Below are 16886 nucleotides of genomic sequence, written 5' to 3' on the forward strand. Positions count from 1 at the left end.
TCCGTAGGGCACGGCAGTGCATTGTCCGCAGCCGTATTGGCTGGGAGAGCGATAGGTTCCATGGTTTTCCTGTTTGGGATTGTGATTGAAATTAGAGGGGAAGCTTCTCTTCTTCTTTAATAGAGGCGCCCCCCTTGTTTTGGCTTCAGCGCTTCAAGTAAAATTTACCTGCCACTTCCAGCGCTTACCAAACACCTTTGATCCGAAGATCAGTCAGGATGCGAAGAAGGTCCTCTTTCGGTGTGTTGGAAAACTGTTCTTCCAATTCCCGGAAAATGGCTTCTCGTTCCTGAAAAGCCGAAGCCTGTGCCTTCAGGCATTCTTCAAACGTTCTGGCTTCCTTTTCGGCGTCGGTAAGGTCGTTGTTCGGGCGCAGCTTGTGTGCCTGCTTGACCATGGCTTCAGCCGTCATTCCGAACCGCTCGGCTGTCTGGGTCAGCTTGTCCGCAGCCACATCCCGTTCATGCTCCGCTCCCCGCTCGGCAAGAACATGGATGCGCAGAACGTAATCCGCATCACGATGGGTGAACTCGGGGGCAGGGTCCTTGATACGCTTGGTTGCGAACGTCTGAAGGAAGGCGTCAATGCCGCCGTCAAAAGTGCGGAGGTCCGCATCTTTGGACAGCTTGGCGACACGCATATAGGCGGTGGCTTGGCGGTAGCTGAGGCGGCAGTGTGCCTGCACCCAATCCTTGAACGTTCCGTGCGGGCACAGGCCCTTGGCCTTCACCAATGCCTCACCGGCCCGCTTCGCCTCCAAGAGCATCCCCTTGGCGTGGTATTGGGTCTGGGCGTGGGCATCGTTCACTTCGCGGGCCAGGAAAGGCAGGTCTACGGCGATAGTCGGCAGCATCTTTTGGTCCCTCAGAGTGCGTGGTTCTCTAAGGGTGGGGGGATTAATATGGCTGGCGGCCGAAGCGGCCAGGAGTATTCCGACTAATGGTAGTCAGAAAGATTATTGGGCACTATATGTTGCGCTCTAAGGCTAAAGGAGAGGCTTCAGACCTTAGGCTCTCTCAGTCACGCCAGCGCCACCAAGGCTGCATTGTCCGCAGCAAGCCGCAGGGCTTCCGCGAACGTCTGGGGCACCCGGAACGCCGGGGGAGCCTGCACCAGATCACCGCGGCGATACGCGGCGAACACCCGGACCAAGGTTGCCCGAACCTCCTTCGCCTTTTCGGTACGGGAGAACATGGCGACTAGAAGGGCCTGTTCTTCGTTCAGATAGTAGGCGATAGGGGGACGGCCACCAGTTCGGAGGCGTTCACTCCAAAGGGGTCCAAAGCCTTCAAGCTCGGCCCGGTTCGCTGCGATAATGTCCGAACGGATTTTGCGCGGGTTCAGCATACCAAGGGCCGCCGCAAGCTCCGTGTCCAGAACACGGGGTTCACCTTCAACGGCGGTAACGCAAATCAGGTCGTTCATGGTCCGGGTGTCCTTCAGGAAGCCCGTGGGTGACTCGCTGAAGACCCTTGGCGCTGGCGTGGCTACATGGGTGGCGGGCGATGGCGGGGCCGCTGTAGCGAGTCCCTGAGGGCGTCCATACGCCTCCCCCTGTTACACACCATATAGCCGCCGTCCTTGCGGATCGCAGGCAACACGTCCCGTGTAACCCAATCCTGAAACTTGCGGGCCTCGGGCTTGTCCGAACGCATCACCACCTTGTAAAGGCCGGACTCTGAAACCACGGTAAGCCCGTGGGTCGGCCAAACATGTATCGGATCTATGTTTGAACGGGGGACCACGCACTTTTCATCGGCAGAAATGCCGCGGGTGTAGGTTCCCGCGCCTGCATGAACATTCAGGCCAAGGCAATAGGCCACGTCCTGCCCTACGAACCAAGGCGCCCCGTCGATTTCAACGGTGCGGATGCTGATCGGGCCGGCGGAGGCGGAGGCGGAGGCGGAGGCGGAGGAACCAACATCAATCGCATCGTGCGTCAAGGAGGGCGCCAAGAGCTTCTGTAAGCGTTGCGAAGGGAAACAGCAAGCAAGGGAGGGGACAACGCCCCTCACCCGCTGTCAGCCTAGCTTAGATGCAAGTTCTGAGGCGTCTGGATTATAATAACGCTTCAACACCTGAATGCTGCGATGCCCTGTCACAGCCGACAATTCAAGCACATTGGAAAGGCGCTTGCTTAAGTCAGTAGCTGCGATATGGCGAAGATCGTGGAACGTAATGTGTGGGAAGCTAGGGTTTCTTTTACGGATTGCCCTAATGACCTTCTGGTAAGAGCGAACAACGGTGCCGGGGCGCATCACGTCGGGGAACAGAGGGCCAGTGGTCGGCCTACCTTGCTCACCCCACCATTCCCGCAGTACCTTCACGGCCTCCGTGGAAAGGGGAACGTCCCGGTTATCGCCGTTCTTCGTGTCTGTCAGGTGAATTACGTTCGCCTTATCCCAGCACTCCCAACGTGCAATCTGCCAAAGCTCCCCCTGTCGCATTGCTGTTAGCGCTGCAAGACGGGCGATATAATACAAGTAGGGTTTGCGGATTGGGTTCCGCAGTTCCTTCCAAAGTTCCTCACGCTGGATTGCCGTTAGCCGGACATCACGTCCTTTACGGTTCTTCGGAAGTTTAACACCGCGGACAGGGTTATGAAGGTCGGGCATTGCCCACTCGCTACGGGCGTGTTGGTAGATAGCGGACAGGATCGCCAGCTTATTACGGATTGTTGAAGGAGAAATTGGAAGCCCTCTACAGCCCTTCCGCTGTTCTTCCGCCTGCCGCCATTCCACAAGCTCCACCGTTGTTATATCCACCATCCGCTTATCGGCCAGGGGAAGGGCCAGCCAAGAGCCGATCCGCCCCTTTTCCTGTTCGTGGCCTTTCTTCTTTGGACTTTCTTCGGTGAGATAGCGGGTAAGGGCCTCCCTGAGCGTCAGGGGATAGCCTGTGGCGCTAGACGGTAGGTCTGCTGCCGCTTTGGGTTCGGGCGCATCCTGAAGCGTCCTACGGGGCGCCACGGACTCGCGCTTGCCTCCCCTGCCCCTCCCCACGACTCCAAGGGCGGCTTCCTGTTCCTCGCCCCACTTCCGGGCTTCCTCGACGGCTTCCAGGGGGAAAGTCCGTTGGGCCTCGACCTTGCCCCGGACCCGCACGACCACCCGCAGGCTTTGCCCCCGTTTCTCGACGTAAGCCATTTTGCTCCCATCTTGCTCCCAAGGAGCGAGGGGGCTATTGGGCGGCTTAGACCATTGATTTCCTTAGAGAAACGCGGTGGCAGAGTGGTGATGCAGCGGACTGCAAATCCGTATACGTGGGTTCGATTCCCGCCCGTGCCTCCATACCTGACAGAGTGAAAGCATAGTTACGGACGATGGCCAAAGCCTCAGGGCAGCGGCCCGACCAAAGCCCCGCCCCGGCGGGGCTTTTTGCGTTTGGGCCTTGTTTTCGCTCATGAAACGCCCGCCGCCCCCGTTCAGAAAATAAATTCATCTTTCTGTCGGAATTGGCTTGGCAGGGCCGAATGGTTCGGCTATACACCCGCCACGCCAACAACGGCGGCCACCGAAAGGCCGGTCACCGATCCCGGTTAGCTCAGTTGGTAGAGCAGCGGACTGTTAATCCGCTTGTCGCTGGTTCGAGTCCAGCACCGGGAGCCAGATCGAAAAGGCCGGATGCCCAGCGCATCCGGCCTTTTCTGCTTTCCGGCTATTGCCGCTTGACTGTGACCCTTCAGTACCCGAATTCGGTTTAAAGCGGCCGGGCTAAGTCCCATGGCTGGCCGTTCTACTCAGAACTAGACCCAAAAGACGATCCAGACTTGCCGGAAGCGAAATGCCGCGCGAGGCCGCGCGGCGTTAGACTTGATAACAATTCCGGACCTAAGTCGTGGGCCGGGCGTCTCCAGCCGATGGAGGTTCGCCGTGCTTCTGCCATTCCAGTCCGAACGCATCCGCACCGCCCCCCCGGTCGACGGCCACGGCAACCAACATTCGCCCGACGATGGCGAACAGCCGGTCCGGACCGCCGACTGCGTCACGGCCATCCTGCTGTTCTTCGCGGCGGTGCTGCTGGCCCTGCTGGCCTTCAACGCCGATTGGAACGGAACGGCGGCCGACAGCAGGCCGCAGGCCTACGAGAACACGCCGGTCCTGGTCATCCCGCCCCATCCGCGCTGAGGCGCCCGGTCTATTCGACCAGATCCCTATTCGACCAGATCGTCGTAGATCGTCCCGTCGGGGTTGGAAGGATCGGCGCCGGCCGCGACCGCGACCCGTTTCCATTCCCCGCACCAGTCGGTGGACAGGGTGATGGGGAAATCGCCTTCGGGGCTGCGCGGGGTCACCACCGGCGGATAGCGTCGGCAGGTGCCCTTCGGCCCGCGCTGGCGGAGCCCCTGCCCCTCCCAGAACCGGCAGGTGTAGCAGGTGTCTAGTCGCTTCATCGCGGACCGGTCTCCTTCTCATGGCCGGACTCATTGTCCGCCGCCCCGCCCGGCTGCCGCGTTCCCTCCACTCAGCCCGTGGAGGGCGGCTTTCCCGGCCGGAGCGTGTTGGCGCACTTGGCGTAATACGCCTTGATGTCCGCGTCCAGAACGCTGCGGCGGCGTCCCTCCTCCGATTCATCCGGCGCGTCGCTGAGGCGCTGGAACTCCTGGACCGCCCGCTCCAGGTCCTGATCGCTGTTGATGGGCATGATATCGCCTTTCCTTATGGCTTTCCGGGTCGCACAGGACAACAACCGGAGGCCCCGGTATGTTTCCACGCCGGCTTCCACGCATGTTTCCGCGCCTCCCGCCGGGCTCAAGACGAATGACGGCTTGATGAGCGGCGACTCGCACGCAATGTCATGACTCTGTCACCCGAGTCGCGACGGACAGGGCCGCGCGGCGACGGGGGTGCCTTCTGGCCCTGCCATTGCGCGGGAGTGCGGCGTCATGCGGGTCGTTTCAACACCGGTCGCGCCGCGCTGGGCGGCCGGCATTCTGTTCCTTGCCTTCGTTCTGGCCTTCGGCCCGGCCGTGGCGGCCGAACCGGAGCAACTGGACCCGGATCGCGTCGTCCGCTCCATCGTCGGCATCCGCGCCGTCGTGCCGGCCGACAGCCAGAGCGCCCGCAGCCTGGGAACGGAGCGCGAGGGCAGCGGCGTCGTCATCGACGGCTCCGGCCTGATCCTGACCATCGGCTACACGGTGATGGAGGCCTCGGAGATCCAGGTCACCGCCGCCGACGGGCGCAGCTATCCCGCCAACATGATCGCCTATGATCCCGTCAGCGGCTTCGGCCTGCTGCGGGCCGAACTGGGATTCCAGGCGCCCTGGCTGCGGCTGGCCGATTCGGCGGCGGTGAGGGAGGGCGACACGATGCTGGCGCTGAGTGGCGGCGACGGCCGCGGCGCCGCCGCCGTGAAGGTGGTCAGCAAGCGGGAATTCGCCGGCTATTGGGAATATCTGCTGGATGAGGCGCTGTTCACCTTCCCGCCGATCCGCGCCTTCAACGGCGCCGCCCTGGTGAACCGCGAAGGCCGGCTGGTCGGCATCGGATCGCTTCTGGTGATGGAGGCGATGGAGGGGCGCGGCCTTCCCGGCAACATGTTCGTCCCCGTCTCCGCCCTGGAACCGGTCCTGGCCGACCTGCTCGCCTACGGCCGCCGGCAGGAGCCGGCGCGGCCCTGGCTGGGCGTCACCCTTCGGGAGGAGATGGGGCAACTGATGGTGGAGAAGGTGTCGCCGCGCAGCCCCGCCGAATCGGCGGGATTGCGCCCCGGCGACTTGATCGTCGGCGTCGGCGGGCAGCGCTTCACCGGACTGGCGGATTTCTACCGCAAGCTCTGGGACCTGGGGCCGGCGGGGGTGGTCGTTCCGCTGGAGGTGATGCGCGGCGCCACCCTGACCCCGGTGCCGGTGCCATCGGCCGACCGCGTGCGCTTTCTGCGGCTGAATCCGACGCTGTGAACGGGCTCCCCGGCCGCGTGCTTGTCGGCCCGGTTCCAGAGGTGCACCCTGCCGGAAACAGCCATCCCGTGGGACCGCGCCGACCATGAACCATCCCGATATCGAGATCCTCGACAAGCAGACGCCCTACAAGGGCTTCCTCACCATCGATGTCTACCGCCTCCGTCATCGGAAGTTCGACGGGACCTGGACCGGCGTCCTGCCCCCGCGCGAGGTCTGCGACCGCGGCGAGGCGGTAGGCGTCCTGCTCTACGACCCTGACCGCGATGCCGTGGTGATGATCGAGCAGTTCCGCGTCGGTTCCGCCGCGGCGGGCGGCCCCGCCTGGATGACCGAGATCGTCGCCGGCATGGTCGGTGACGGCGAGACGCCGGAGGAGGTGGCGCGCCGCGAATCGCTGGAAGAGGCCGGCTGCGAAATCCGGGAGATCGAACAGATCTGCGATTACTACGTCAGCCCCGGCGCCTTCACCGAGCGGGTCACCGTCTTCTGCGGCCGGGTCGACAGCCGCAACCTCGCCGCGACCGGCGGGCTGGAGGAGGAGCACGAGGACATCCGCATCATGGGCCTGCCGGCGGATGAGGCGATCCGCATGATGGACGAGAACCGCCTGCGCAACTCGGTCGCCATCATCGCCATCGGCTGGCTCGCCCGCCACCGCGAGTCCCTGCGCAAGCGCTGGCTCTCACCCTGAGCAAGCCCATATTTCCACACAATTCAAACGTTCAATGCAGCATTTCACACCCTCATCTTGAAACCGCCGACCGCAGCCATGATAGTAACGGGAGAAATCCACATCAGACCTTGGGAGTACCCGTCTTGGACATCCGCAATGGCTTCATCGGCGCCATCGGCAACACGCCGCTGATTCGGCTGGAAGGGCCATCGAAGGCGACGGGCTGCGAGATCCTGGGCAAGGCGGAGTTCCTGAACCCCGGCGGATCGGTGAAGGACCGCGCCGCCCTCGCCATCGTCCGCGACGCCGAGCAGCGCGGGCTGCTGCGCCCCGGCGGCACCATCGTCGAGGGCACGGCCGGCAACACCGGCATCGGACTGGCCCTGGTCGGCAACGCGCTGGGCTATCGCACCGTCATCGTCATGCCGGAGACGCAAAGCCAGGAAAAGAAGGACATGCTGCGCCTGATCGGCGCCGACCTGCGCCTCGTCCCGGCGGTCCCCTATTCCAACCCCGACAATTACGTCCGCTATTCCGGCCGGTTGGCCGAGGAACTGGCGAAGACCGAGCCGAACGGCGTCGTCTGGGCCAACCAGTTCGACAACACGGCCAACCGCGAAGGCCACCGCCTGACCACCGGCCCGGAGATCTGGGAGCAGACCGGCGGCAGGATCGACGCCTTCACCTGTGCGGTGGGCAGCGGCGGCACGCTGGCCGGCATCGCGCTGGCGCTGAAGGAGCGGAACCCGAACATCCGCATCACGCTCGCCGACCCGATGGGCGCCGCCCTGTTCAGCTACTACACCAAGGGCGAACTGAAGTCGGAAGGCAACTCCATCACCGAGGGCATCGGCCAGGGCCGCATCACCGCCAACCTGGAAGACGCACCGATCGACGACGCCGTGCAGATCCCGGATGAAGAGGCGCTGCCGATCGTCTTCGACCTGATCAAGACCCAGGGTCTGGTCCTCGGTGGCTCGTCCGGCATCAACATCGCCGCGGCGATGCGGGTGGCGCGCGACCTCGGCCCCGGCCACACGGTGGTGACCATCCTGTGCGACGGGGGTCAGCGTTACCAATCGAAGCTCTTCAATCCCGACTTCCTCCGTGAGAAGAATCTGCCTGTGCCAGATTGGCTGGCCTGATTCCTCCAAGGGAGGCCCAGGGAAGACATGGACGCGCTATTCCGCGAGGACGCCTATGCCCGCAACTGCGTCGCCACCGTCACCGCGGTGGACGAGCGCGGCATCCGGCTCGACCGCACCGTCTTCTATCCGACCGGCGGCGGTCAGCCGGGCGACAGCGGGGCTCTGCGATTCGACGGGCTGGAAGTCCGCATCAAGGACACGGTGAAGGGCGACGGCGGCCCCGACGACGTCATCCATGTGCCGGAGGACGGGCAGGAGCCGCCCTGCCCCGGCACGGCGGTGGAAGCGGTGATCGACTGGGACCGCCGTTACCGCCACATGCGGATGCACACCGCCTTGCACCTGCTGTGCGCGGTCGTGCCGGGATCGGTCACCGGCGGACAGATCGGCGCGGACAAGAGCCGGCTCGACTTCAACGTCCCGGCCGAAGCGCTGGACAAGGATGCCATCGCGGAGGCGGTGAACAGGCTGATCGCCGCCGATACCCCCATCGGCACCCGATGGATCACCGACGACGAGATGGCGGCCCAGCCGGAGCTGGTGCGCACCATGTCGGTGAAGCCGCCGACCGGCGGCGGGCGCGTCCGCCTGCTGAACGTCGAGGGCGTCGATCTGCAGCCCTGCGGGGGCACCCATGTCGCCCGCACCGGCGAGATCGGCGGAATCGAGGTGACGAAGATCGAAAACAAGGGCAAGCAGAACCGGCGCGTCGTCATCGCGCTGAGGGACTGACCGCTTTTCCGACGATTCTCCGCCCGAACGATCCCATTCAAGGACGCGCAGCATGAGCGACAGCACCGTTGACCCGCTGACCGGCCCCGTCGTCTCCACCGACTGGCTCGCCCGCAACCTCGGCCGGCCGGGGTTGAAGCTGCTGGACGGGTCATGGCACATGCCGGCCCTGAAGCGCGACATTCGGGCGGAGTTCACGGCCAGCCACATCCCCGGCGCCCGCCTGTGCGACGTCGACGAGGTGGCGGCGCCGGACACCCACCCGCTGCCGCACATGATCCCGGACGAAGCGACCTTCGCCGCGAAGATCGGCGCGCTGGGAATCGGCGACGGCGACACGGTGGTGGTCTATGACACCGCCGGCATGGCGACCGCCGCGGCGCGCGTCTGGTGGCTGTTCCGCCTGTTCGGCTTCGACCGTGTGGCGGTTCTCGACGGCGGGCTGCCGAAATGGCTGGCGGAAGGACGCCCAACGGAATCGGGCGAGCCTGCCCCGGTCCAGCCGGCGAACTTCACCGCGCGCAAGCGGCCGGAGCTGATCCGCAACGCCGATCAGGTGCTTGCCAACATCGATGCGGAATCCGACCAGATCACCGACGCCCGCGCCCAGCCGCGTTTCGAAGGCGCGGTGGCGGAGCCCTGGCCGGGGCGGCGCAGCGGCCGGATTCCCGGCAGCTTCAACCTGCCCCACACGGACCTGATCGACCAGGAAACCAAAACCCTGCTGCCGCCGGATGCCATCGCCGCCAAGGCGCGGGCCGCCGGGCTGGACCTCGACCGGCCGGTGGTCGCCTCCTGCGGCAGCGGCATCACCGCCTGCGTCATCGCGCTGGGTCTCGCCACCGCCGGCAAGCCGGATGTGGCGATCTATGACGGCTCCTGGGCGGAATGGGGCCTGCGGGAGGATCTGCCGCTGGAAACCGGCCCCCGGAAGCCTTAGCGCGCCGGCAGTGACCGATCCCGTCACCATCCGGCCCTGCCATGCGGAGGACCGCGACGCCGTCGTGGCGCTTTGGACCGCCTGCGGCCTGGTGGTTCCCTGGAACGATCCGGCGGCGGACTTCGCGCTGGCGCTGTCGAAGTCCAGTTCGGCGGTGCTTGCCGCGGTCGAAGGCGGCAGGATCGTCGCCACCGCCATGGTCGGGCAGGACGGACATCGCGGCTGGATCTATTACGTCGCCGTGGATCCTGCGCTGCAAGGCCGGGGCCTGGGCGGCCGCATGGTGGCGGAGGCGGAAGGCTGGCTGGGTGCCGCCGGCATGCCCAAGGTCCAACTCCTCGTCCGGGAGACCAACCAACGGGTGCTGGCCTTCTACGAACGCCTCGGCTATGCCAGATCGCCCGTTACGATGATGCAGAAATGGCTGAACAACCCCACTCCCTGACCCGCCCCGACATTCCCGCCGCCAGCCGGCCAAACCATCTGCCGGTGATCGTCACCTATCTGCAGATGAGCGCGCCGCCGGTCCATGAACCGGTGCGCCAGCCCAAGGGCAACCTGTCGCTGCTGCGGGCGAATCCACCGACCTGGTCCTTCTACCGCTATCTCTACGACACGGTTGGAGAGCCCTGGCTGTGGCACGAACGCCGCCGCATGCCGCGCAAGGAGCTGGAGCGCTCGATCCTCGACCCACTGGTGGAGGTCTGGGTGCTGTATGTCGACGGCACGCCCGCCGGTTTCGCGGAACTGGACCGGCGGACCAGCGAAACCGATCTGGCTTATTTCGGCCTGATCCCCGACTTCATCGGCCACAAGCTCGGCCCCTGGCTGCTCGACACCGCTATCCGCAAGGCGTGGGAGGGCGGTGCGAAGAAGCTGCTCGTCAACACCTGCACCTTCGACCACCCGAAGGCGCTGCCACTGTACCAGAGCATGGGATTCGTCCCCACCCGCCACGTCGTCCGCGAAGTCCGCGACCCGCGGCTGGACGGCGTTCTCCCGCGCAGCGCGGGAGAGCATATTCCGCTCGCGGGGTGAGGCTGGCGCGAAGCTGCGCCTCCACGCTCCCCCTTGACCACCCCATCCTCCCAGCCCCATCTACCGCGGAATGCCGGAACCCTGCCATGGACCGGCGCGTTGCTTCGGGCGAGGCGGTAGCTCCGCCATGTCGAGCGGGAGATGGGGACTTGGTGGGCTGGATCATTCGCACGCTGGTGCTGTGCTTCGTCGTCGGCTTCGTGCTGTCGTTCCTGAACATCAACCCAGCCAACATCCTGACCAACAGCTGGCAGACGGTGCAGGATATCGCCGCGCTGGTGATCGAGGCCGGCAGCTGGGCATTGCCCTATATCCTGATCGGCGCCGTGGTGGTGGTACCGCTGTCGCTGCTCGGGCTGATCCTGCGCTGGAACCGCTCCCGTCCGCCGTCCTGAACCGGGCCTGATCGCGGACAAAAAAACAGGAGGCACCGGAACCGGGCCTCCTGTGAAACAGGGAGGGTTAGAGACAGTCATAGGTCTATGCCCCTGCCCTGTCCGCCGCGTTGATGCATATCAACGGAACCGCGCTTTTCGCCCGCGGCTCTTCCCGTCACCGGCGGCCCATCCCACAAAGAAAAACCGGAGACATCCATGCGGATGCTCCGGTTCAGTGATACAGGGAGGTTCAGAGACAAGACGAACCTTATCCTGAACCGGATATGCTTTTCGTTGATCTGCATCAAAAGAAGAGAAAATCCCTTCCACCTGTTCTCCCAAAAATCCTCGCCCCTCAGCCGAGAATTTCGGCCAGCGCCGCGACCAGCGCCTTGTTCTCCTCCTCGCGGCCGACGGTGATGCGCAGGCAGTCGGACAGGCCATAGTCGGTGACCGGCTTCACCAGGATGCCGCGCCGGGCGAGATGGTCGATCACCGCCTGGGTGCCCAGCGACGGGTCCGTCGGGACGCGGGCCAGCACGAAGTTGCAGACGCTGGGATAGACCCGCAGTCCCACCCGCTCCAACTCGCGCGACAGCCAGGGCAGCCACTGCGCATTATGGGCGAAGGTCGCTTCCTCATGCTCCGCATCGCTCAGCGCGGCGGCTGCGGTCAACTGGGCCGGAAGTGAGACGTTGAAGGCGCCGCGGATGGCGTTCACCGCCTCGATCACCGTGGTCGGGCCGTACCCCCACCCCACCCGCAGGCCGGCCAGCCCGTGCATCTTGGAGAAGGTGCGGATCAGCAGGACATTGTCGGAGTTTTCGACGATCTCCGTCCCGTCGCTGTAGTCCGGCATCCGGCAATAGTCGGCATAGGCCGAATCCAGAACCAGCAGCGTGTGCGGCGGCAGGCCGGCGCGCAGCCGCTGCACCGCTTCCGCCGGGATATAGGTGCCGGTCGGGTTGTTCGGGTTGGCGAGGAAGCAGATCCGCGTGCGCTCCGTCGCGCGGTCGATCATCGCCTCCACATCCACCACCATGTCGCGCTCCGCCGCGATGACCGCGGTGGCGCCGGTGGCGCGAATCGCCTTGATGAAACCGCGATAGCCGCGCTCGTGGCACAGCACCTCGTCACCGGGACCGGCGAAGGCCTGGGCGACCAGATGGATCAGCTCCTCCGACCCGGCGGTGCAGACGATGTGGTCGGCGTCGATGGAATGGCGGCGCGCGATGGCCTGGCGCAGGGGATCCTGGTCCCAGTCGGGATAGCAGTGGATCCGGGCCGCCGCCTCGCAATAGGCATCGAGAGCCAGCGGGCTGGGTCCGAGCGGGTTGTGGGTCAGGGACAGGTCGATCCACCGGCGGCCGTCGCGGGGCGGACGGGCGGGACGGTAAGGCTTGATCTGGCCAACGCTGGGACGGGGGCTGAGCAGGTCCATAACCTCGGTCTCCGTAAGCGAATCGGTCCGACAACACGTCAGGCGACCGATTGAACCGCAAACCAGTGCGCGGCGCCACAGGACATTGCGCCGCGCACCATATTCCGAGGTGTTTTATTTCCGCATGACGGATCGGACGGAACCGCCGATCCGCATCCGGGATCAGTGGTCTAGAATTTGGCTGAGGAAGAGGCGCGTGCGCTCCGACCTCGGATTCGAGAAGAAGTTGTCCGGCGTGTCCTGCTCGACGATCTCGCCGCGGTCCATGAAGATGACGCGGTCGGCAACCGACTTGGCGAATCCCATTTCGTGCGTCACGCAGAGCATGGTCATGCCGTCCTCGGCCAGACCGATCATGACGTCGAGCACCTCCTTGACCATCTCGGGGTCGAGGGCGGAGGTCGGCTCGTCGAACAGCATCACCTTCGGGCTCATGCAGAGCGACCGCGCGATGGCGACGCGCTGCTGCTGGCCGCCCGACAGCTGGCCGGGATACTTGTTGGCCTGCTCGGCGATGCGCACCCGATTCAGGTAGCTCATCGCGATCTCCTCCGCCTCGGCCTTCGGCTTCTTGCGGACCCAGATCGGGGCGAGCGTGCAGTTCTCCAACACGGTCAGGTGCGGGAACAGGTTGAAGTGCTGGAACACCATGCCGACTTCGCGCCGGACCAGCTCGATGTTCTTCAGGTTGTTGGTCAGCTCGATCCCATCGATGACGATGGTGCCCTTCTGATGCTCCTCAAGCCGGTTCAGGCAGCGGATCATCGTCGACTTGCCGGAGCCCGAGGGGCCGCAGACGACGATGCGCTCGCCCTTCTGGACGTTGAGGTTGATGTTCTTCAGGACGTGGAATTCGCCGTACCATTTGTTCACGCCCGTGCAGCGGATGATCTCCTCGCCGCTGAGGACGTGCTTGGCCTTGGCAGTGCCCTGGGACATGGCCTGGGACATTTGTCGTGGTCTCCTTGACGGCGTGGATCTAGCGGCGATGGCTGCGATTGAGATCGCGTTCCAACTTCTGGCTGTACTTGGACATGCTGTAGCAGAAGACCCAATAGATCACGCCGATGAACAGATAGGCCTCGCGGTAGAAACCGCGCCAGGACGGATCGGACAGCGCCGCCTTCGCGGTGCCGAGCAGGTCGTACAGGCCGATGATGATGACCAGCGAGGTGTCCTTGAAGAAGCTGATGAAGGTGTTCACCAGCGGCGGAATTGCGATGGCCAGCGCCTGCGGCAGGATGATCTTGCGCATCTTCTGCCAATAGGACAGCCCCAACCCGTCCGCGGCCTCGTACTGGCCCTTCGGGATCGCCTGCAGACCGCCGCGGATGGCTTCGGCCATATAGGCGGCGGCGAACATGATGAAGGCGATCTGCGCGCGCAGCAGCTTGTCGATCGAAACGCCGTTGGGCAGGAACAGCGGCAGCATCACTGACGCCATGAACAGCAGGCTGATCAGCGGCACGCCGCGGATCAGCTCGATGTAGGTGACGCACAGCACCTTGACCGCGGGCATGTTCGACCGGCGGCCGAGCGCCAGAAGGATCGCCAGCGGAAAGGCCACGGCCAGACCGATCACCGACAGGATGAGGGTCAGCGGCAGGCCGCCCCACAGCGTGTTCTCGACATAGGTCAGGCCGAGGACGCCGCCCCACATCAGCACGGCGACCAGCCCCAGACCGGCGGCCCAGATCAGACCCAGCCAGGGCTTCCAGAAGCGGCGGTCGCAGCTGACCACCAGCAGGGCGATGATCACGCAGATCGTCACCAGCGGGCGCCACTGCTCATCCCACGGGAACATCCCGAACATGATGAAGCGCAGCTTCTCGCTGATGAAGCCCCAGCAGGCGCCGCCGGCATCCTGGCGGCAGACGGTGGAGGAGGCATCGAAGCCGTGGGCGCGGATCAGCAGCCAGTTGACGAAGGGCGGGATCGCCGACGCCAGAAGCGCCAGCACCAGCACCGTCAGGATGGCGTTGTACCAGGTGTTGAACAGATTGGCCCGCAGCCATGCGAGGGGGCCGACGGTGTTGGCCGGCGGACGTTCGTCCGGCAGGCCGACGCTTTGCACGTTTTGCACGTTGTCGGTCATGGCCGTTACCGCTCCACCAGCGCGATGCGCTTGTTGTACCAGTTCATGAAGAGCGAGATGCTGAGGCTGATGACCAGATAGGTGCCCATGATCATGGTCACGCCTTCGATCGCCTGACCGGTCTGGTTCAGGGTGGTGTTGGCGATCGACACCAGATCCGGATAGCCGATGGCCAGCGCCAGCGAGCTGTTCTTGGTCAGGTTCAGATACTGGCTGGTCAGCGGCGGCACGATCACCCGCAGCGCCTGCGGCAGGATGACGAGCCGCAGCGTCGGGCCGCTCGGCAGGCCGAGAGCGCGCGCCGCCTCGGTCTGGCCCCAGTTGACCGCCGTGATGCCGCTGCGCACCACCTCGGCGATGAAGGCCGCGGTGTAGAGGGTCAGGCCGGTCAGGATGGCGAAGAACTCGGGCGAGATGGCGGCGCCGCCGACAAAGTTGAAGCCCGCCAGCCTCGGCACGTCCATCGCCAACGGTGCGCCGCCGGCGATCCAGGTGAGCAGCGGCAGGCCCACGATCAGTCCGAGCCCGGTCCAGCCCGCCGGGAAGGGTTGCCCGGTCCGCGCCTGCCGCGCCTTGGCCCAGCGCGACACGCCCCAGGCGGCGGCGATGGCGACCAGCAGGGCGATGCCCATGTAGCCCCAGACGGGATTGGTGTCCGGGACCGGCACCCAAAGGCCGCGCTGCGACAGGAAGACGCCGGGCAGCGGATTCAGCGCCTGACGCACCGGCGGCAGGGTTTCCGACACCAGGGCGTACCAGAAGAACAGCTGCAGCAGAGGCGGGAGGTTGCGTATGATCTCGACATAGCTCGAGGCGAGCTTGGCGATCAGCCAGTTGCTGGACAGGCGGGCGACGCCGACGATCGTGCCGATGATCGTCGCCAGGATGATGCCGATGATCGACACCTTCAGCGTGTTCAGCACGCCGACCAGGAAGGCCCGGCCATAGCTGTCCTTCGGCGAATAATCGATCAGCGATTCGCCGATGCCGAAGGACGCTTCACGCTCCAGGAAATCGAAACCGGTCGCGATCGAGCGCCGCGCGAGATTGTCGAGCGTGTTGGAAATCAAGAACCAGCCGACCAGGACGACCGCGCCGACCACCAGGATCTGGTAGACGACGGCGCGGAACGTCGGGTCGCTGAGGGAAAACGATACGCCACCCGGCGGCGGAGCGCCTTGGGTGGTCCGGGTCTCGGTCGCCACGGACTTCTCTCCCCCAACCATCGCGCCCCATGCAGTGCCCACGCGATCCCGGACGTTCTTCCGGGCGTTTCCCGCACCGCAGGGGACGCGACATGTCTCCAATGCGGCCCCCTGCGCGGGCGCTTCACCGGCGCCCTGCGCGACCGCTTCTCAAAGTACCGGAAGGCCGCCCCCGGCAACGTGCCTGCGGGCGGCGCTTCCAGCGGTGCCGTGCCTTACCGGAACGGCTGGGCGTACATCAGGCCGCCCTTGGTCCACAGGCCGTTCAGGCCGCGCTCCAGCTTCAGCGGGGTGCCCGGGCCGACGTTGCGGTCGAAGATCTCGCCGTAGTTGCCGACCTGCTTCACGACGTTGTAGGCCCACTTCTCGTCCAGGCCCAGGGCCTTGCCCATGCCCGGCGAGATGCCGAGAAAGCGCTGGATATCCGGGTTCTTGGTGCTGACGAAGTCGTCGATGTTCTTGGAGGTGATGCCGAACTCCTCGGCCTGGATGGTCGCGAAGACCGTCCACTTCACGATGTCGAACCACTGGTCGTCGCCATGGCGCACGGCCGGGGCCAGCGGCTCCTTGGAGATGACTTCCGGCAGGATGACGTGATCGTCTGGAACCGGGGCGACGCCGGCGCGGGTACCGGCCAGACCGGACACGTCGGTGGTCAGCACGTCGCAGCGGCCGGCGAAGTAGGCGGCGTTCACCTCGTCGTTCGACTCGATGACGACGGGGTTGTAGCTCATGTTGTTGGCGCGGAAATAGTCCGCCAGGTTCAGTTCGGTCGTGGTGCCGGACTGCACGCAGACGGTGGCGCCGTTCAGCTCCTTGGCGCTCTTCACGCCCAGCTTCTTCGGAACCATGAAGCCCTGGCCGTCATAATAGGTGACGGGGGCGAAGTTCAGGCCGACCGAGGTGTCGCGGGTCAGCGTGGCGGTCGTGTTGCGCGACAGCAGGTCGACCTCGCCGGACTGGATGGCCGGGAAGCGCTGCTGGGCCGACAGCGGGGTGAACTTGACCTTGTTCGGGTCGTTGAAGATGGCGACGGCGATGGCACGGCAATAGTCGACATCCAGGCCGGTCCAGTTGCCGGCGCTGTCCGGGTTGCCGAAGCCCGGCAGACCGGCGTTCACGCCGCATTGAACGAAGCCGCGCTGCTTGATGGTATCGAGCGTGGCGGCGCCGGCGGCGACACTGGCGGAAACGACCACGGCCGCTGCGGCGGCGGCCAGGAACCCTGACTTCATTTTTTGAACTCCACCCTGTTCTTGCGTTCTTCGCATTTGAGCGCTCTGACGACGCGCCTGACCACGCCGGCCGTTTGCTCCCGTCGGGCCGGCACGG

The 16886-nt window shown here is 65.0% G+C and carries 20 protein-coding genes and 1 tRNA gene; 10 read left to right on the forward strand and 11 right to left on the reverse strand.

The window, feature by feature from the left end; genetic code table 11:
* Nucleotides 1-184: 184 nt before the first annotated feature.
* The 4 genes from DM194_RS06065 to DM194_RS06080 form a co-directional block, all read right to left on the reverse strand.
* The gene (locus DM194_RS06065) at nucleotides 185-853 is read right to left on the reverse strand and encodes a DUF3102 domain-containing protein (protein ID WP_111066403.1); all 669 of its coding nucleotides are present in this window, start codon (nucleotides 851-853) and stop codon (nucleotides 185-187) included.
* A gap of 167 nt (nucleotides 854-1020) precedes the next feature.
* Nucleotides 1021-1425, reverse strand: coding sequence for a BRO-N domain-containing protein (locus DM194_RS06070; RefSeq protein WP_111066404.1), 405 nt, complete (start codon nucleotides 1423-1425; stop codon nucleotides 1021-1023).
* 62 nt (nucleotides 1426-1487) lie between these two features.
* Nucleotides 1488-2015, reverse strand: coding sequence for a BRO-N domain-containing protein (locus DM194_RS29105; RefSeq protein WP_111066405.1), 528 nt, complete (start codon nucleotides 2013-2015; stop codon nucleotides 1488-1490).
* Between the two features lie 6 nt (nucleotides 2016-2021).
* On the reverse strand, nucleotides 2022-3146 hold the full coding sequence (locus tag DM194_RS06080; protein WP_111066406.1) for a tyrosine-type recombinase/integrase: 1125 nt from the start codon (nucleotides 3144-3146) through the stop codon (nucleotides 2022-2024).
* A gap of 386 nt (nucleotides 3147-3532) precedes the next feature.
* Here DM194_RS06080 and DM194_RS06090 point away from each other — a divergent pair.
* Both DM194_RS06090 and DM194_RS06095 read left to right on the forward strand, forming a co-directional pair.
* Nucleotides 3533-3608 (forward strand) — tRNA-Asn (locus DM194_RS06090).
* 264 nt (nucleotides 3609-3872) lie between these two features.
* Nucleotides 3873-4127, forward strand: a complete 255-nt coding sequence (locus DM194_RS06095; protein ID WP_111066407.1) for a hypothetical protein — start codon at nucleotides 3873-3875, stop codon at nucleotides 4125-4127.
* Nucleotides 4128-4153: 26 nt separating this feature from the next.
* Here DM194_RS06095 and DM194_RS06100 read toward each other — a convergent pair whose 3' ends face one another.
* Nucleotides 4154-4393: a hypothetical protein gene (locus tag DM194_RS06100; protein WP_111066408.1), complete on the reverse strand. Its 240-nt coding sequence runs from the start codon at nucleotides 4391-4393 to the stop codon at nucleotides 4154-4156.
* Nucleotides 4394-4464: 71 nt separating this feature from the next.
* Entirely contained in the window at nucleotides 4465-4644 is a 180-nt protein-coding gene (locus tag DM194_RS06105) for a hypothetical protein (RefSeq protein ID WP_014247878.1), read from the reverse strand.
* Between the two features lie 241 nt (nucleotides 4645-4885).
* Here DM194_RS06105 and DM194_RS06110 point away from each other — a divergent pair, with 241 nt between their 5' ends.
* The 8 genes from DM194_RS06110 to DM194_RS06145 all read left to right on the forward strand — a co-directional run bounded on the left by DM194_RS06110 (nucleotide 4886) and on the right by DM194_RS06145 (nucleotide 10831).
* Nucleotides 4886-5902: a S1C family serine protease gene (locus DM194_RS06110; RefSeq protein WP_111066409.1), complete on the forward strand. Its 1017-nt coding sequence runs from the start codon at nucleotides 4886-4888 to the stop codon at nucleotides 5900-5902.
* Between the two features lie 85 nt (nucleotides 5903-5987).
* Nucleotides 5988-6596 carry an NUDIX domain-containing protein gene (locus tag DM194_RS06115; RefSeq protein ID WP_111066410.1) on the forward strand — a complete coding sequence of 203 codons (609 nt, stop codon included), beginning with the start codon at nucleotides 5988-5990 and terminating at the stop codon, nucleotides 6594-6596.
* 125 nt (nucleotides 6597-6721) lie between these two features.
* On the forward strand, nucleotides 6722-7723 hold the full coding sequence (locus DM194_RS06120; protein ID WP_111066411.1) for a cysteine synthase A: 1002 nt from the start codon (nucleotides 6722-6724) through the stop codon (nucleotides 7721-7723).
* Nucleotides 7724-7750: 27 nt separating this feature from the next.
* The gene (locus DM194_RS06125) at nucleotides 7751-8458 is read left to right on the forward strand and encodes an alanyl-tRNA editing protein (protein ID WP_111066412.1); all 708 of its coding nucleotides are present in this window, start codon (nucleotides 7751-7753) and stop codon (nucleotides 8456-8458) included.
* 52 nt (nucleotides 8459-8510) lie between these two features.
* On the forward strand, nucleotides 8511-9398 hold the full coding sequence (locus tag DM194_RS06130; protein ID WP_111066413.1) for a sulfurtransferase: 888 nt from the start codon (nucleotides 8511-8513) through the stop codon (nucleotides 9396-9398).
* Between the two features lie 10 nt (nucleotides 9399-9408).
* Entirely contained in the window at nucleotides 9409-9843 is a 435-nt protein-coding gene (locus DM194_RS06135; protein ID WP_111066414.1) for a GNAT family acetyltransferase, read from the forward strand.
* Nucleotides 9819-10436 (forward strand): GNAT family N-acetyltransferase, encoded by a 618-nt coding sequence (locus DM194_RS06140; RefSeq protein WP_111066415.1) that lies wholly within the window; start codon nucleotides 9819-9821, stop codon nucleotides 10434-10436. The genes DM194_RS06135 and DM194_RS06140 overlap by 25 nt, the downstream gene beginning before the upstream one ends.
* Before the next feature lie 152 nt (nucleotides 10437-10588).
* Entirely contained in the window at nucleotides 10589-10831 is a 243-nt protein-coding gene (locus DM194_RS06145) for a hypothetical protein (RefSeq protein ID WP_246024308.1), read from the forward strand.
* Between the two features lie 337 nt (nucleotides 10832-11168).
* Here DM194_RS06145 and DM194_RS06150 read toward each other — a convergent pair whose 3' ends face one another.
* The 5 genes from DM194_RS06150 to DM194_RS06170 form a co-directional block, all read right to left on the reverse strand.
* Entirely contained in the window at nucleotides 11169-12254 is a 1086-nt protein-coding gene (locus DM194_RS06150) for a pyridoxal phosphate-dependent aminotransferase (protein WP_111066417.1), read from the reverse strand.
* A 162-nt stretch (nucleotides 12255-12416) separates the two neighbouring features.
* Entirely contained in the window at nucleotides 12417-13205 is a 789-nt protein-coding gene (locus DM194_RS06155) for an amino acid ABC transporter ATP-binding protein (RefSeq protein WP_281280306.1), read from the reverse strand.
* Nucleotides 13206-13233: 28 nt separating this feature from the next.
* Entirely contained in the window at nucleotides 13234-14349 is a 1116-nt protein-coding gene (locus DM194_RS06160; protein ID WP_111066418.1) for an amino acid ABC transporter permease, read from the reverse strand.
* Between the two features lie 5 nt (nucleotides 14350-14354).
* Nucleotides 14355-15554, reverse strand: coding sequence for an amino acid ABC transporter permease (locus DM194_RS06165; protein ID WP_111066419.1), 1200 nt, complete (start codon nucleotides 15552-15554; stop codon nucleotides 14355-14357).
* Between the two features lie 215 nt (nucleotides 15555-15769).
* A complete protein-coding gene (locus DM194_RS06170; protein ID WP_111066420.1) occupies nucleotides 15770-16789 on the reverse strand; it encodes an amino acid ABC transporter substrate-binding protein in 1020 nt (339 codons plus the stop codon).
* Nucleotides 16790-16886 lie beyond the last annotated feature (97 nt).

Origin of the sequence: Azospirillum ramasamyi (genome assembly GCF_003233655.1) — a bacterium.
Lineage (GTDB): Bacteria > Pseudomonadota > Alphaproteobacteria > Azospirillales > Azospirillaceae > Azospirillum > Azospirillum ramasamyi.

What these genes read in the sequence shown, in the direction of transcription:
- DM194_RS06105 (WP_014247878.1), bottom strand. Translation starts at nt 4,644, where the DNA reads ATGCCCATCAACAGCGATCAGGACCTGGAGCGGGCGGTCCAGGAGTTC.
- DM194_RS06100 (WP_111066408.1), bottom strand. Translation starts at nt 4,393, where the DNA reads ATGAAGCGACTAGACACCTGCTACACCTGCCGGTTCTGGGAGGGGCAG.
- DM194_RS06125 (WP_111066412.1), top strand. Translation starts at nt 7,751, where the DNA reads ATGGACGCGCTATTCCGCGAGGACGCCTATGCCCGCAACTGCGTCGCC.
- DM194_RS06115 (WP_111066410.1), top strand. Translation starts at nt 5,988, where the DNA reads ATGAACCATCCCGATATCGAGATCCTCGACAAGCAGACGCCCTACAAG.
- DM194_RS06150 (WP_111066417.1), bottom strand. Translation starts at nt 12,254, where the DNA reads ATGGACCTGCTCAGCCCCCGTCCCAGCGTTGGCCAGATCAAGCCTTAC.
- DM194_RS06160 (WP_111066418.1), bottom strand. Translation starts at nt 14,349, where the DNA reads ATGACCGACAACGTGCAAAACGTGCAAAGCGTCGGCCTGCCGGACGAA.
- DM194_RS06065 (WP_111066403.1), bottom strand. Translation starts at nt 853, where the DNA reads ATGCTGCCGACTATCGCCGTAGACCTGCCTTTCCTGGCCCGCGAAGTG.
- DM194_RS06155 (WP_281280306.1), bottom strand. Translation starts at nt 13,205, where the DNA reads ATGTCCCAGGCCATGTCCCAGGGCACTGCCAAGGCCAAGCACGTCCTC.
- DM194_RS06070 (WP_111066404.1), bottom strand. Translation starts at nt 1,425, where the DNA reads ATGAACGACCTGATTTGCGTTACCGCCGTTGAAGGTGAACCCCGTGTT.
- DM194_RS06110 (WP_111066409.1), top strand. Translation starts at nt 4,886, where the DNA reads ATGCGGGTCGTTTCAACACCGGTCGCGCCGCGCTGGGCGGCCGGCATT.
- DM194_RS06130 (WP_111066413.1), top strand. Translation starts at nt 8,511, where the DNA reads ATGAGCGACAGCACCGTTGACCCGCTGACCGGCCCCGTCGTCTCCACC.
- DM194_RS06170 (WP_111066420.1), bottom strand. Translation starts at nt 16,789, where the DNA reads ATGAAGTCAGGGTTCCTGGCCGCCGCCGCAGCGGCCGTGGTCGTTTCC.
- DM194_RS06140 (WP_111066415.1), top strand. Translation starts at nt 9,819, where the DNA reads ATGGCTGAACAACCCCACTCCCTGACCCGCCCCGACATTCCCGCCGCC.
- DM194_RS06080 (WP_111066406.1), bottom strand. Translation starts at nt 3,146, where the DNA reads ATGGCTTACGTCGAGAAACGGGGGCAAAGCCTGCGGGTGGTCGTGCGG.